Below are 15,085 nucleotides of genomic sequence, written 5' to 3'. Positions count from 1 at the left end.
CAAATTTAGCGCCAGCAATTAGTCCTGCAAAACCTTTTCAACTGCAGCAATCACTTGGCTTGACTCTAAGAGATCCAAGCATTCACTATTACTATCCGCTTTATCAAGGCAGCCTGCCTTGCGACAGGGTACACATTCGCCTGGGCCTTGCAGAATCGTGACGTTACCTACGGTTTGAGTGCGAGCCCGCAATTGATAGGGTTGTTCGCCCACAAAGCCATTAGGCCATGGGCCAAAATTCGTTGGCGGAGTTGCCCCAAACAAGGTAATGGTCGGCGTATTGCAAGCCGCTGCCAAATGGGTAATGGAGGTATCTACACCGATATACAGCGCCGCACTGCGCAATAGAGTGCCTACCTGCGGGATAGATAGTTTTCCGGCAGCATCAATAACTTTGTTGCGCGTTTCATCGTCTAGCAAAGAAACGATATCGTGATTTAATTGCACATCTTGTTTTGCTGGAGATGCGCTCAATACAACTTGGTAACCAGCCTTAACTAACCAGGCAATGAGTTGTTGCCAATGCGCTAAAGGCCAGCGTTTATAGGCGGTTAATGGCCCCGGATGAATCACTACATAAGGTTGATTCAGTGCGTTGGTTATTTGTGGGGTTAGGGGCTCACCAGCAGGCGGTGTGACGGAGATGGGTTTGCTAAATAGTTCCGCAGGGCTTCTAAAGAAATTCTCTAGCAATCGCAGTTTTTCAGTGATGACGTGTTGTTTAAAGTAATCGACATCTACGGTATGCATGCAGATAAATTTCTTCCAGACATTTTGCTTATCGCTCTTATTTCTTTTGCTCTTATCTTTGGCATCCTTGCCCTGAGGGTGCCCACCCAACACGCCAACCCTTCTAAAGGCGGCCACCAAGCCATAGATGTATGCGCGATCACTAGGTTGTGTCACAACAGCTAAGTCATAACGTTGAAACAAGCGGTTAAAGAGTGAGAGATATTCACCAAAGCTGGGACGATCTGATGTTTCGATGATTTCGCTGATATCTGGGTTGCCGTGCAACATATCAACCTTGCCGCGGTAGCCTAGAAAATGAAACTCGGCATCCGGCCAAAGCTCTCTGGCTTTGCTAATGAGTGGGGTGGTAATCAGCACATCGCCAATTTGCCGAGTAGCAATAAACAATACTTTTTTTGGCTTGAGCGTGGAATGAGAACTCATATTGGATGTGTTCAATTGTTTAGATGGCTTTAGTTAGAATCTTTTCGCGCACGCGACGGGCATTTTCGGCGGCATTGCTCCGATCGTGGATTTTATGAAAGAGATGCAGTACTTCGGTTGACCAAGAGCCTGATTTGCGTTGGATGTGGTGACGCTGTAAACGAAATACAAAATCAGCGTCTTCATGACCCCAGCCGGTCATGCTTTCATCGAATCCATTAATGCTTTCAGCATCGGCTTTCCAGCAGGCCATATTGCAACCTTTAATGCGGCGCCAGACAAATTTTTTGTAATCACGCCATGAGCCATTGCCTAGTTTGATTTTGAGCGGCCAGTATTTATTAATTCCACCGTTCAAACGCTTGCCTATGAGGTTCGAGCAAAAGCGCGCAAAATCCCATGTGGACCAAGAAAGTAATTCTTTGGTGAGTGTTTCATTGAGCAAGATGCGACTACCGGTAATCAAATAATTCTTTTGGGCGAGAGCTCGGTGGTTTGCAATAAAGTCTGGCTGCACAATGCAATCACCATCCAAAAAAATGAGATAGCTACCGTGTGCTGCTGCGATGGCTTCGTTCAAAATCTTCGTTTTCCGAAAGCCCTGATCTTCTTGCCACAGGTGGGTAATGGAAATAGAGTGCGACTCCTTAAATGACTCAATCACCCGCTTGGTGCTGTCTGTAGATCCATCGTCAGCGATGATGATCTCAAACTGCTGATCAGTTTGTGTGGCAAGTGATTCTAGGCAAAGCTTCAGTGCTTGCGGCCAGTTATAGGTCGCCAACAAAATCGAAATCATTTGCCTGCATCCTGATTCAGTTGCCACAGCTTAATGTAGCGATAGTAAGTTCCTTGGCCGTTGGATACCGCCAATGCAAATCCCTGAGGACCATCTAAGAAGCCGGCGCGCAAGATATACGTCCGGAAAAAAGCCCAGGCACCATGAAGTACTGCCTTCAAAGGAGAGCTAGTTTTGCCTTTGGCGAATGCCTGCTGTGCGGAAGCAGTCGAATAGCGATCTAGTTTTTGCAATACCTGCGAGTAATTCATGAAGCTGTAGTGCAACAAGGGGTTTTCAAGTTTTGCCACTTGGCCATTAGGTATGAGCCGCTCATGTACCAAATCATCAGAAAAGCGGGCGGTCCCTCTTTTAAAAAGACGATCTACATAATCGGGGTGCCAACCTGAATGACGAATAAAGCGTCCGCAATACCAAGATAGGCGAGGGATAGCAAAGCAATCCACATGGGCGCTATGGTGAATGGCAGTCAGAATCTCGGACCTGAGGGCTGGAGTGAGGCGCTCATCGGCGTCTATCGATAAAACCCAGTCACCCGTTGCCAGGTCCAAAGCCCTGTTTTTCTGGGGGCCAAAACCTGGCCAGTCAGCCGGCTGGGAGACCTGGGCCCCATGGCTTTTAGCGATTTCTAGGGTGCGGTCTGAGCTATTGGTATCAACGACCACGATCTGCTGGGCAATCCCCTCCAGAGAGGCCAGACAGGCTTCCAGATTGGCCTCTTCATTGCGGGTGATGAGTATGACTGATAAGGCGGGCATAATTCATTATATGAATGCTCAAGACCGTACCGCCTTAAATCGCTTAATTACCTATCTTAAGCCCCATATTGGCCTCATTATTGGCTCTTTGGTGGCCATGGCCTTTGTGGCAGTTGCGGAGACCTCAATTCCGGCTCTGATGAAGCCTTTGTTGGACCGGGGATTTACTGGGCAACTCAATAGCAAGCTCTGGCAGGTGCCAGTCTTCTTGGTTGGTTTGGCGGTAGTCCGTAGCCTGGCTCAGTTTCTCTCTAACTACTTACTGACTCGTGTCATTAACTCAGTGCTTCTCAAGCTACGCGAGCAAATGTTCCAAACGTTGCTAAATGCAAGCACCGCTTTTTTTCAAAAAAACTCCGCCTCTAATTTGATTAATGCAGTGGTGTTTGAGGTTAATAATGTATTGACCATTATGGGTGGAATGCTCATCAGCCTGGTGAGGGATTCCCTCACAGTCATCGGCTTGATGGGCTACTTGATTTATCTCAATTGGAGATTGACTTTAGTAGTGCTCATTATTTTCCCGATGATTGCGTTCATTATGAGCAAGATCAATCGTCGCCTCAGGTCCCTTAATCGTGAACAACAAACACTCACTAGTGATTTGGCATACATCGTTGAAGAAGCTGCTGCTGGCTACAAGATTGTTAAGGTGCATGGTGCTGAGCAGTATGAGATGAATCGCTTTGCTGAAAAAGCTGAGCGCTTACGCCAGTTTGCATTGAAGTCTGCTGTGGCTGGCGGCCTGAATCAGCCTATTACTCAGTTGATAGCCTCTATGGCCTTATCGGTGGTTTTGGTTATCGCCTTGATGCAGTCTGCCACTGAGGGCACTACGGTTGGTGGTTTTGCATCCTTCATTACTGCAATGATGTTGGTGATTTCACCTTTAAAGCATCTCGCTGATATTAATCAGCCTTTACAACGGGGTCTTACTGCTGCTGAAATGATTTTTGGATTAATGGATCAACCGTTTGAAGAAGATGAGGATAGACGGCTCTCTATGAAGTCCTTGGACAAAGCAAAAGGAGCCATTCGTTTTGAGAATGTTGGATTCTCGTACGAGCAAGAAGTGGGGCGACAGGATGCCTTAAAGGATATCAATCTGATAATCAAGCCTGGTGAAGTCGTCGCTTTTGTTGGGCCTTCTGGCGGTGGCAAATCTACCTTAGTGAATTTGTTGCCACGTTTCTTAAAACCTACGAAAGGCCATATTTTCTTAGATGACGTTCCTCTAGAAAATATTGTTTTAGCCGACATCAGAAAACAGATCGCCTTTGTCAGCCAGGATGTGATTCTGTTTAACGACACGATTGCAGCAAACGTAGCCTATGGAGCTAGTGCTCAGCAAGAGATTGATCGTGGGCGTGTGATGGAGGCCCTTGAAGCCGCCAATCTGACTGCCATGATTAAAGAGTTGCCTGATGGCATTGATTCAATGGTTGGCGATAACGGCAATCGTTTGTCTGGCGGGCAGCGCCAGCGTTTAGCAATTGCACGCGCAATCTACAAGAACGCGCCAATCTTGATTTTGGATGAGGCGACATCCGCATTAGATTCTGAGTCAGAGCGTCAGGTGCAAGATGCTTTAGAGCGCTTAATGGCGGGTAGAACAACTTTAATCATTGCACATCGCTTATCTACAATCGAGCACGCAGATCGTATTGTCGTGTTGGAGCATGGCCAAGTAATTGAAAATGGATCGCATGCTGATTTGATTAAGCAAGATGGTCTTTATGCCAACCTGCATCGCATTCAGTTTGCGAATGCCTAAAACTAGCTCAGATTTTAACTAAGAACGATGTCGTATTGCTCTTGGCGGAAGGTGCCTTCTGCCTGGAGTTTGATTGGCTTGGCAATGAAATCACCAAGCTGTGCCAAGAACTGACTTTCTTCTTCTAAAAATAGGTCAATGACATCTGGTGAGGCCACGATCCTAAATTCTYGTGGATTAAATTGACNTTTGATTAAGCAAGATGGTCTTTATGCCAACCTGCATCGCATTCAGTTTGCGAATGCCTAAAACTAGCTCAGATTTTAACTAAGAACGATGTCGTATTGCTCTTGGCGGAAGGTGCCTTCTGCCTGGAGTTTGATTGGCTTGGCAATGAAATCACCAAGCTGTGCCAAGAACTGACTTTCTTCTTCTAAAAATAGGTCAATGACATCTGGTGAGGCCACGATCCTAAATTCTYGTGGATTAAATTGACGGCGCTCTCGCACAATCTCACGTAGGATTTCATAGCAAACCGTTTGGGCGGTTTTCACCTCACCTTTGCCCATGCAGGTTGCGCAAGGTTCACATGTGATGTGGACTAAGGATTCACGGGTGCGCTTGCGGGCCATCTCCACCAAACCCAATGCAGAAAAATCACTCACCGAAGTGCGTGCATGATCGCGGTCTAAATTGCGCTTGAGTTCGTGCAAGACAGACTCTTGATGGTCTTTGCTGACCATATCAATGAAGTCAATGATGATGATGCCGCCTAGATTGCGTAAGCGCAGTTGGTGCGCAATGGCTTGCGCAGCTTCTAGGTTGGTTTTGAATACGGTGTCATCGAGATTGCGTGCGCCTACATAGCTGCCAGTATTTACGTCAATCGTGGTCATCGACTCAGTCTGATCAATCATGAGGTAGCCACCTGATTTCAGTTCTACACGACGGCCTAATGCCTTGTTGATTTCGGCATCGACATCAAATAGTGTTCGTTCACCGCGATGTAGTGATAACTTGCCCAATAGATTGGGCATATACAAATTGGTAAATGTTTTGAGTTTTTCAAAGTTTTCGGCCGAGTCCACCTGAATTTGGGTTGTATCTTCACCAGCCACATCACGCAATACCCGTTCCGCTAGACTCAGATCCTGGTAGAGGAGGTTGGGGGCGGCCTTCACCTTCATTGCTTCACGTATGTTTTCCCAAGTGGTGCGCAGATAGTGCATATCGTGCTGAAATTCACTGTCGCTTGCATCTTGGGCGCTGGTGCGCACAATGATTCCACCTTTTTCATCGGTAGCCATGAGGCTGGCTAAGCGAGCTTTGATCGCCGCTCGTTCTTCGGGCTGATCAATTCTTTGGGAGACGCCAATATATTTTTCGGTTGCAGGATCGCTGCCTGCAGGCGGCAGGTAAACCAAATTACGACCAGCAATACTTAATTGGGTTGTGAGGCGCGCACCTTTGGTGCCAAGTGGATCTTTTAAGACTTGGACCAAAATCGTTTGGCCTTCAAAGAGTAATTTCTCGATTTGCGCTTGAGGATTATTTTGGGTGATGTCTGCCACATGCATAAATGCAGTGCGCTCTAACCCAATTTCCACGAATGCTGATTGCATGCCCGGTAATACTCGTACTACTTTTGCTAAATAGATGTTGCCAACGATTCCTCGTTGACGTGTGCGTTCAATTTGCAGCTCTTGCACTGCACCTTGCTGAATTAAGGCTACCCGTGTTTCTTGGGGGGTGATATTGATCAGAATTTCTTCATTCATATGCATCAGACTCGGGCGCGCTCTAGAAGTAGGGCTGTTTCGTAAACAGGTAAACCCATGATACCGCTATAACTTCCTCGGATCGAGGGTATGAGTGCGCCACCTAGCCCTTGAATACCATAAGCACCAGCTTTACCAAAAGGCTCGCCACTAGCGATATAGACCTCAATTTCCTTAGGGGATAGTTGGGCAAACTGCACCTCAGAAATTTGGGTGATGTGTGTAGGTTTTTCGTTAGGGCTTGCCGTAATAGCTACGGACGTAAGCACTTCATGAATCTTGCCACTCAGCATCGTCAAAATACGCGCCGCATCAGCCGCATCGGCTGGCTTCCCCAGAATTTCTCCCTCTGCGCTATTAGGAAGGCTCACAGTAGTATCGGCACACAAAATAGGCGCCCAAGGAAGGTTTCTTTTTTTCCAGCGCGCTAAGGCTGCAGCACTCTTGGCCAAAGTAACACGCTCCACATATGCGCGTGCTCTTTCATGGAGGAGGGGCGTTTCAATGCCTTCGCTATCTTCATCTGCATCGGGTAGCAGCATTTCAAAGTGGATGCCAATTTGCTTTAAGAGATCTTGGCGACGCGGACTTTGTGAGGCGAGGTAAATAAATGGATTACTCACGATGGTAGGGGTGTCCTTGCAAGATGGTCCAGGCTCGATAGAGTTGTTCTACCAATAAGACCCTGGCCATCGCATGTGGCAGCGTGAGGCTGGATAGTCTCCACATCGCCTGTGCATTCGTTTTGAGGCTAGTATCTAAGCCATCAGCCCCGCCAATGAGGAAGGTGATATCAAAACCTTCTTGGCGCCAATTAGCCAGCTGGGTTGCTAAGTTTTGAGTGGTTTGATCTTTGCCACGTTCGTCCAGGGCAATAATTCTGGAGCCCTTCGGAATAGCCGCAGCAATTTTGATAGCTTCTTTAGCGGGCGTAAGGTCGGGCTTAATTTCTTTGATATCGATACTGCAGTCTGCAGGCATACGCTTAATGTAATCCTGGGTTGCAGTGGCAACCCAGTCTGGCATCTTGTGACCAACAGAAACAATGGTTAAGCGCATTGATGCCTACAACGAAAAATTATTCGTCGTCGTCCTCAGATTCGCTAGCTTTAACTAAGCCCTTGCTACCAGCCAGCTTCACGCGCACTGGTTTAGCACCCCACATACCTTCAAGCTGGTAATAAGAGCGCAGCATCGGCTGCAGAATATGCACAACAATATCGCCGCAATCTACCAAAACCCATTCGCCGGTTTCTAGGCCTTCGACAGAAATCACCTCACCACCTTTGGTATTCACCTCTTCTTTAACGGACATCGCTAAAGAACGGGTTTGGCGGTTACTGGAGCCAGTGGCAATGATGACGCGATCAAACAGTTCGCTCAGTTTGGTGGTGTCATAAACGCGAATATCTTGCGCTTTAACATCTTCAAGGGCATCAATAATGACGCGTTGTAATTTACGTAAATCCATGGTTTCTCTGCAATATTTTTCTAATGTTTAGGGTGATCTTAGCTTGATTACTGATACAAGCCCAGATTTGTAATGATTTCAAGGGTATGGGTTGGGATTTGCTCGGCTGCAATAGCACTCCGAGAGCTAGATTTGAGGCGATCTCGTAATTCAGTAGAGGATAGATCGATATTGAGGCTTTCATCGATATATATGAGGCCAGCAGCGCTTTTTTCAAGGGCGGCGATATCTTTTGTTAGATGATCTTTTAAGAACCGCTCTACCCCAGGGCTGATTTCTTGGCTTAAATCGTAATGCGGTCTAGTAGCAACCGCAAAATTGACATATTGACTGAGTTTTTCCCATGAGTTCCAGCTTGGAAGGGCAACGAGAGAATCTGCTCCCATTAACCAAGTCAGGCCGGCATTTTCTCCAAAGCGTTCGCGCAAAGCCTTAACGGTATCAATTGCATAACTGGGGCCGGCGCGATCAACCTCTATGCGGTCTACGCCAACCTGTGCCGAAATCTTGAGATATAAGAATGCACGTGCTAAATCAATGCCAGCAGCTTCCGTGAGTTGCAGGCGAGTTTCAGCAGGCGTGATGCCAGTGCCTTTTTGCCAAGGCTCACCACTCGGAATCAATAGAACCGCATCTAAATGCAAAGCTTTAGCAAAATGCGTGGCTAATCTGAGGTGACCCACATGCGGAGGGTCAAACGTTCCTCCCAGAATGCCGATTTTATTTACTTTGCTCAAGCTAACCAATCGCGGGGCTTTAAGTAATAGTCATATAGCTTAGCTTCAGGCGTGCCAGGCTTTGGTTGCCAGTTGTACCACCATTGAACTACAGGCGGCATGGACATCAAAATGGATTCAGTGCGACCACCAGAGTGCAATCCAAAAATAGTGCCTCGGTCAAAGATGAGGTTGTATTCAACATAGCGACCGCGACGATATTCTTGGAAAGATTTTTCTTCGGGCGTAAATGCGTCTTTGTAGCGACGCTCAACAATGGGGAGATAAGCATCAATAAATGCGTCACCAACTGCACGTGTCATCGCAAAGCTTTTCTCAAATCCAAGTTCGTTGAAGTCGTCAAAGAAAACACCGCCAATGCCACGAGGCTCTTCGCGATGTTTTAAATAAAAGTACTCGTCACACCACTTTTTAAAGCGTGGATAGAGTTCTTCGCCAAATGGATCTAAAGCGTCTTTAGCGGTTTGATGGAAATGCCTGCAATCTTCATCTACACCGTAATATGGAGTGAGGTCAAAGCCACCACCAAACCACCACACCGGCTCTTTGTCAGGTGCTTGCGCAATAAAGCAACGCACGTTCATATGGGTGGTTGGTACTTTAGGGTTATTGGGGTGAAACACCAGCGAAACTCCCATAGCCTCAAAGCTACGACCAGCGACTTCAGGGCGATGATGTGAGGCAGAGGGCGGCATTTGATCGCCGCGCACATGAGAAAAGCCTACACCACCTTTTTCTAGAATATTGCCGCCATCCAAAATGCACGTGCGCCCATAACCTTTTAATTTACTGTCTTCGGGTTTATGCCATTCATCAGCAACAAAAGCTTTTCCATCCAGTGTGCTCATGGCGCTGGTGATGCGATTCTGTAAACCCAAAAAATAATCTTTTAGGGCTGCAATATCAATTTGGGTGTGCTGGTCTGACAAGGAATTTCTAGCTTTAAATGTTATTTGATTGCGCGGTAACCAATATCTTTGCGGTATTGCATGCCATCAAATTGAATTTTATTAATGGCATCGTATGCTTTTTGTTGTGCGCCACGTACGGTGTCTGCAAGACCAACAACGCACATCACGCGTCCGCCCGAAGTTACTACCTTGCCATCTTGTAGTTTGGTGCCAGCATGGAAGGTAATTTGATCTTCGGTGTCTGCTGGAATGCCGGTAATGACATCACCTGCGCGTGGGGTATCGGGATAGTTGTGTGCAGCAAGGACTACGCCTAAGGCGGTGCGACGATCCCACTCCAACTCAACTTCATTGAGGGTGCCATCAACGGCATGGTCTAGGGCGTTCACGAGATCGCTACGTAAGCGGGCCATAATCGGCTGCGTTTCTGGGTCTCCCATGCGGCAGTTAAATTCCAGGGTTTTTATTTTTCCATCGGGCGAAATCATCAGGCCCGCGTATAAGAATCCTGTGTATGGAATGCCATCTGCTTCCATGCCTTTGACAGTTGGCATGATGACTTCACGTAAAGCGCGCGCATGAATTTCTGGAGTAACCACTGGAGCAGGGGAGTATGCGCCCATGCCACCAGTGTTTGGTCCTTGATCGGCATCGAGCAAGCGTTTGTGATCTTGGCTAGTTGCCAAGGCAAGAACATGTTTGCCATCAACCAAAACAATGAAGCTTGCTTCTTCGCCAGTAAGAAATTCTTCGATAACGACTCGAGCCCCAGCGTTGCCTAATTTGTTATCTGCCAACATCATGTCAACCGCAGCGTGTGCTTCTTCTAAGCTCATGGCTACTACTACACCCTTGCCTGCAGCCAAGCCATCCGCCTTAATCACAATCGGAGCGCCTTTGGTGTCGATATATGCATGCGCCTCTAAAGCATTTGAAAAAGTTTGGTAGTCAGCCGTGGGGATGCCGTGACGCTTCATAAAAGCTTTGGAGAAATCTTTCGAAGACTCTAATTGAGCAGCCAATTGAGTTGGGCCAAAAATACGCAAGCCATTATTGCGAAATACATCAACAATGCCAGCGGCTAGCGGAGCTTCTGGGCCAACAACTGTGAGATGAATCTTTTCGCGTTTAACAAAGTCAGCAAGCTCTTGCAAGCCGGTGATCGGAAGGTTTTCAATCCCCGCAGCCATTTGCTTTGCGGTAGCGGTGCCACCATTGCCTGGTGCTACGTATACGGTTTGCACTTGTGGAGATTGCGCCAATTTCCAGGCGAGAGCGTGTTCGCGTCCACCAGATCCGATTAAAAGAATTTTCATAGCAGCTATGTTTAGTAGTTAGGTGTAGTAATAAGTAGACTTACAAAGATGCGTTCGTGAATACTTCTTGAACGTCATCCAGATTCTCAAGAGCATCTAATAGTTTTTGCATACTTTCAGCTTGTTCGCCTTCGAGTGCAATTTCTGTTTCAGGGCGCATGGCAACCGTTGCTAATTCAGCCTTCAGGCCAGCGCTAGTGATTGCATCCTGTACCTTAGAAAAGTCGGGCACTGGCGTTAGAACTTCAAGTGAGCCGTCATCATGGGTGATGACGTCTTCTGCCCCAGCATCCAAAGCAACTTCCATCAGTTGATCTTCGTTGGTGCCTGATGCAAATAACATTTGTCCGCAATGCTTGAAGAGGAACGCAACTGATCCCTCGGTTCCCATATTGCCGCCATTTTTATTAAAGGCGTGACGCACTTCGGCAACGGTACGGGTGCGATTATCAGTTAAGCAATCAACAATGATGGCAGCACCATTCATGCCATAACCTTCATAACGAATCTCTTCGTAGTTCACACCCTCAAGCGAGCCAGTGCCGCGTTGAATCGCTCTTTGCACGTTGTCGTTAGGCATATTGGCATCTTTAGCCTTATCGATTGCCAGGCGTAAACGTGGGTTAGCTGTGAGGTCGCCACCGCCTAATTTGGCTGCAACGGTGATTTCTTTAATGAGTTTGGTCCAAATCTTGCCGCGTTTTTCGTCTTGACGACCTTTGCGGTGCTGAATATTGGCCCATTTCGAATGGCCGGCCATACGGGTAAGTCCTTTTAATAATTTGGCTACAAGACCTCACTTTAAGGGGTTCTGGGCCCAAGTGAGGCAGTAGTCCGCCATTTTTTGTTACACTCTCACCTCTTAGTAGTAACAAAGTAAGCAGAATTTCCACTGCAAACACCTGCCTCGGTGATGGAATTGGTAGACGTGCCGGACTCAAAATCCGGTGCCGCAAGGCGTGGCGGTTCGAGTCCGCCCCGAGGCACCACTCAAATGACGGTTCTGTCTTTGAGAAGCTCCAAAAAACTAGATTTCGTAAGTATCCGATTCGTTCGACATCGCCTGCTCAACAATTTTCTTAGTGAGCGTTGGTGAGAACAGTTCAATAAAGGTATATACAAAAGAGCGTAGATAGGCCCCTTGTTTAACACCAAGATGCGTTACGTTATTGCCAAACAAATGGCCCGCAGGAATTACTTTGAGGTTGCGATCTCGATCTGGATCGTAAGCGTGCCCCGCAACAATGCCAATACCCATTCCTGTTTCTACATACGTTTTAATTACGTCAGCATCAATAGCTTCCAAAATAATATCTGGTGAAATATTTCTTTGAGCAAAGGCAGTGTTGATTTTGCTGCGACCTGCAAATGCCTTGTCGTAAGTGATGATTGGGTATTTAGCAATATCCTCAAGCGTAAGTGTTGCTTGGTTTAGAAGGGGGTGACTTAGAGGAACCATCAGTACGTGCTGCCACTGATACCCTGGTAGCGCCAGTACGCCTGGCATGTTGGCAATGCCTTCTGTAGCGATGGCGATATCTGCGCGATCATGCGTCAGTAATTCTGCAATTTGACCGGGACTACCTTGCTGAATACTCACCTTCACTTTTGGAAAGCGCTTGGTAAATTCGGTTAATACTTTGGGAAGTGCATAGCGTGCTTGTGTATGCGTGGTGGCGATCACAAAGCTACCTTGATCTTGACTGGCAAAATCCTTACCGACTCTTTTGAGCGTTTCTACTTCATCGAGGATGTGCTCAATCGAACTCAAAATCCGTTTGCCTGGCTCTGTTAGGGAGCGAATACGCTTACCGTGGCGGCGAAAGATTTCTACACCAAGTTCGTCCTCGAGTTCAATGATGGCTTTAGATACTCCTGGCTGGGAGGTAAAAAGCGCCTTAGCAGCGGTCGTTAAATTGAAGTTCTGTCGAACGGCTTCGCGCACAAAGCGGAATTGATGAAGATTCATAAGGATTCCTATCTATATATCTACAAAGATATAGGAATCAAATTCTAAATGAATTTTAGGTATTAGGCCTTAGAAACCCTGCGCAGTGCAACCAAGGCAAAGAGGAAGTACACCAAGGGAGGCGTCAGGGCCGTTAAGAGCGCCGGCCATGAGCCAAGTAGACCCACGTTAGAAAAGAGCGAGTTAAATAACTGAAAACTCATACCGAGCATAATCCCGCCAAACACTTTGAGGCCCACACCCCCAGCGCGCACTTTCATATAAGCAAAAGGGAGCGCTAAAGCGAGCATCACAAAAATCGTAAACGGATAAACCACCTTTTTCCAAAAAGCAATCGCGTGGCGTTGCACGTCTTGTTTGTTGTCGCGCAGGTGGGATATGAAGCGACCCAGACTCACAATAGACATCTTTTCTGGACTAATTAGCAAGGCACTCAAGATCTGCGGCGTCACCTCAGATTCCAAAGTCAGAATAGGGTGATTAAATGTTTGCGCAGAAAAAACTGGGTTTAGTGGATCGGTCTGCTTGGTTTCTTTGAGGCGGGTTTCTGTGACATCGTTTAATACCCAAATGCCAGTTTCATCGAAATAACCAGAGATGGCGCTTCGAATGGATAGGAGATGATAGGAGTCATCAAACTCGTACATTCGAATATTGCTAATTTCATTATCTTTATCAATTTTTCCGACGTTGACATACCGAACGCCTGGGCGTACGGGGCCGCTACCATCTGCATCGCGCAAACGGTCCTTAACCCATACGCCCGTTCTAAATTGAGAGGCGTAGGAGGAGCCTAGTGCTTTCATCCGAATTTGGTCAGACTTCGCTTCCGTATAGGGGCCCACCCATTCACTCATGATGAGTGCGAGGACCACTAGTGGAAGTGAAATTTTGGTGAGTGTAATCAGGCCGCGTTTGATGTCGAGGCCAGCAATACGCAAAATCGTAAATTCGGATTGACTAGCGAGCATGGCAAAAACATAAATACTGCCAATGAGACCAGCAATGGGAATAATTTCAGAGATGCGGCTCGGTGCCTTCAATAGCACATGCAAGAGAGCAAGCGGCAGGGTGTATTGACCTTGTACGGATCCGAGCTCGCTCAAAATATCGAAGAATAAAAATAGGGCTACCAGTGCAAACAAAATAAAGCCGAATGCTGGATAAATTTGCTTTGCTAAATACCGCTCATAAATGAATGGGAACAGGAATTTCATTTTTGACCGAAAGATGCTGGAAGCTGACGACGCCACCATTTCACAGAAGGATTAATGCGGTTACGAATAAGTATCGTCGCCATGAGAAATGCCAGCAGATGGATTGGCCAAATGCCTACGAAGAATCCTACTTTTCCTTGCGATACAAAGTTTTGTGTCAAGTTCAGTAGGTTGCTATAGATTAAATAAATCAATACTGCATAGAACATCGCCGTGTAGTTGCCAAGCCGTGGGTTGACATAAGCTAGTGGAATTGCGATTAGTACTAGCCCGAGCGCCATGATTGGGAGGCCGATGCGCCATAGCAACTCCGCCAGGTTGGCGTTGACGATGAGTGGGTCCGAATTGTTAAATAACTCAAAGACAGTTTTTTCACGATCGCGTGGCGGCGGCGCTATCGCATTCTTACCCTGAATTTTGGTGGTGTATTCATTGAACTCCAAAATCCGAAAATCGGGCTGTGTGGGTTGCCCCTCATAGCGTCGCCCATTATTAAGAACAATGGATTTTTCTCCGCCTGACGAGTTCTGAATAAAGCCGGTAGATGCTACAGCAATGCTTAAGCGGCCATTCTTTGAATCAGCCACAAAAATATTCTTCACTTCGCTTTTATCGACATCCAACTCCTCAATAAAAAAGACGCGCTCAGCCTTTGCTGATTCTTTAAATTGCCCAGCACTCACCATGGATACGTCATCGCGTTGTTGGAAGCGTTGACTAATGAGGGTTGACTCACGATTAGCCCGCGGCCATACAAAGAGCGCTAGTAAAGCAATCACAATGATGAGTGGGGTGGCAAACTGCAAGATCGGTTTAATTAGATTGCTGATGCTCAGTCCACTAGCAAACCAAACAATCATCTCTGAATCTTTGTACCAGCGAACTAGAACAATCAGCGTGGCGACAAATAGTGATACTGTAAGCAGAACCGCTAAGTAGCCTAGTGTGGCAAGGGCAATTAAAACAATGGCATCTTCAGGGTTTACAGCGCCGTTTGCGGCATACCCCAAGATGCGAATCACCAGGGTTGTGACCATGATGGTGACCAAGACCAAAAATACGCCACCAGTCGTAAAACTGAGTTCTCGGCGCAGGGCTTGTTTAAAAATCATGGACGCTTATTTGGCTATATGGATACGGTTATTGGTGGGGCGTAAATGGCTTATATTGGTGCATGTAAGGGAGCTTATTCTCATCTCGGAGGATAATGGATAAACATCCTTTTACCCCCTTGAATCG

The 15,085-nt window shown here is 47.0% G+C and carries 14 protein-coding genes, 1 tRNA gene and 2 pseudogenes; 2 read left to right on the top strand and 15 right to left on the bottom strand.

What is annotated here, in order from left to right; translation table 11 throughout:
• Positions 1–18 precede the first annotated feature (18 nt).
• From DXE27_RS00680 to DXE27_RS00670, 3 genes are read right to left on the bottom strand one after another with little or no spacing between them, the layout of a single operon-like run.
• Positions 19–1,176 carry a glycosyltransferase family 9 protein gene (locus tag DXE27_RS00680; RefSeq protein ID WP_128112515.1) on the bottom strand — a complete coding sequence of 386 codons (1,158 nt, stop codon included), beginning with the start codon at positions 1,174–1,176 and terminating at the stop codon, positions 19–21.
• A 19-nt stretch (positions 1,177–1,195) separates the two neighbouring features.
• Entirely contained in the window at positions 1,196–2,002 is an 807-nt protein-coding gene (locus DXE27_RS00675; protein WP_231969581.1) for a glycosyltransferase family 2 protein, read from the bottom strand.
• Complete coding sequence (locus tag DXE27_RS00670) at positions 1,972–2,733, bottom strand: glycosyltransferase family 2 protein (RefSeq protein WP_128112513.1); 762 nt, start codon at positions 2,731–2,733, stop codon at positions 1,972–1,974. Before DXE27_RS00670 ends, DXE27_RS00675 begins: the two co-directional genes overlap by 31 nt.
• 10 nt (positions 2,734–2,743) lie before the next feature.
• Between DXE27_RS00670 and msbA the strand changes: the two genes are divergently transcribed.
• On the top strand, positions 2,744–4,507 hold the full coding sequence (gene msbA / locus DXE27_RS00665) for a lipid A export permease/ATP-binding protein MsbA (protein WP_128112512.1): 1,764 nt from the start codon (positions 2,744–2,746) through the stop codon (positions 4,505–4,507).
• A 14-nt stretch (positions 4,508–4,521) separates the two neighbouring features.
• Here the strand turns inward: msbA and DXE27_RS00660 are convergent.
• From DXE27_RS00660 to DXE27_RS00620, 9 genes and pseudogenes are all read right to left on the bottom strand, one after another.
• Positions 4,522–4,692, bottom strand: a pseudogene (locus DXE27_RS00660) (Rne/Rng family ribonuclease); the annotation flags it as partial.
• 78 nt (positions 4,693–4,770) lie between these two features.
• Entirely contained in the window at positions 4,771–6,225 is a 1,455-nt protein-coding gene (gene rng / locus DXE27_RS00655) for a ribonuclease G (protein WP_128113667.1), read from the bottom strand.
• 5 nt (positions 6,226–6,230) lie between these two features.
• Positions 6,231–6,848, bottom strand: a complete 618-nt coding sequence (locus DXE27_RS00650) for a Maf family protein (protein WP_128112511.1) — start codon at positions 6,846–6,848, stop codon at positions 6,231–6,233.
• The gene (gene rlmH, locus DXE27_RS00645; protein WP_128112510.1) at positions 6,841–7,284 is read right to left on the bottom strand and encodes a 23S rRNA (pseudouridine(1915)-N(3))-methyltransferase RlmH; all 444 of its coding nucleotides are present in this window, start codon (positions 7,282–7,284) and stop codon (positions 6,841–6,843) included. The genes DXE27_RS00650 and rlmH overlap by 8 nt, the downstream gene beginning before the upstream one ends.
• Before the next feature lie 22 nt (positions 7,285–7,306).
• A pseudogene (rsfS, locus tag DXE27_RS00640) lies at positions 7,307–7,696 on the bottom strand (ribosome silencing factor); the annotation flags it as partial.
• A gap of 47 nt (positions 7,697–7,743) precedes the next feature.
• The gene (locus DXE27_RS00635; RefSeq protein ID WP_128112508.1) at positions 7,744–8,433 is read right to left on the bottom strand and encodes a nicotinate-nucleotide adenylyltransferase; all 690 of its coding nucleotides are present in this window, start codon (positions 8,431–8,433) and stop codon (positions 7,744–7,746) included.
• Positions 8,430–9,341 carry an oxygen-dependent coproporphyrinogen oxidase gene (gene hemF / locus DXE27_RS00630; RefSeq protein ID WP_128113666.1) on the bottom strand — a complete coding sequence of 304 codons (912 nt, stop codon included), beginning with the start codon at positions 9,339–9,341 and terminating at the stop codon, positions 8,430–8,432. Before hemF ends, DXE27_RS00635 begins: the two co-directional genes overlap by 4 nt.
• Before the next feature lie 41 nt (positions 9,342–9,382).
• The gene (gene purD, locus DXE27_RS00625) at positions 9,383–10,660 is read right to left on the bottom strand and encodes a phosphoribosylamine--glycine ligase (protein WP_128112507.1); all 1,278 of its coding nucleotides are present in this window, start codon (positions 10,658–10,660) and stop codon (positions 9,383–9,385) included.
• Positions 10,661–10,700: 40 nt separating this feature from the next.
• A complete protein-coding gene (locus DXE27_RS00620) occupies positions 10,701–11,420 on the bottom strand; it encodes a YebC/PmpR family DNA-binding transcriptional regulator (RefSeq protein ID WP_128112506.1) in 720 nt (239 codons plus the stop codon).
• A gap of 144 nt (positions 11,421–11,564) precedes the next feature.
• Here DXE27_RS00620 and DXE27_RS00615 point away from each other — a divergent pair.
• Positions 11,565–11,649, top strand: a tRNA-Leu gene (locus DXE27_RS00615).
• Between the two features lie 38 nt (positions 11,650–11,687).
• Here DXE27_RS00615 and DXE27_RS00610 read toward each other — a convergent pair.
• The 3 genes from DXE27_RS00610 to lptF all read right to left on the bottom strand — a co-directional run bounded on the left by DXE27_RS00610 (position 11,688) and on the right by lptF (position 14,958).
• On the bottom strand, positions 11,688–12,629 hold the full coding sequence (locus DXE27_RS00610; RefSeq protein WP_128112505.1) for a CysB family HTH-type transcriptional regulator: 942 nt from the start codon (positions 12,627–12,629) through the stop codon (positions 11,688–11,690).
• A gap of 62 nt (positions 12,630–12,691) precedes the next feature.
• Complete coding sequence (gene lptG / locus DXE27_RS00605; protein WP_128112504.1) at positions 12,692–13,846, bottom strand: LPS export ABC transporter permease LptG; 1,155 nt, start codon at positions 13,844–13,846, stop codon at positions 12,692–12,694.
• The gene (gene lptF, locus DXE27_RS00600; protein WP_128112503.1) at positions 13,843–14,958 is read right to left on the bottom strand and encodes an LPS export ABC transporter permease LptF; all 1,116 of its coding nucleotides are present in this window, start codon (positions 14,956–14,958) and stop codon (positions 13,843–13,845) included. The genes lptG and lptF overlap by 4 nt, the downstream gene beginning before the upstream one ends.
• Between the last annotated feature and the right edge of the window lie 127 nt (positions 14,959–15,085).

The organism is Polynucleobacter necessarius (genome assembly GCF_900096755.1).
Taxonomy (GTDB): Bacteria; Pseudomonadota; Gammaproteobacteria; order Burkholderiales; family Burkholderiaceae; genus Polynucleobacter; species Polynucleobacter necessarius_K.
This window is presented reverse-complemented; position numbering and strand designations above follow the sequence as displayed.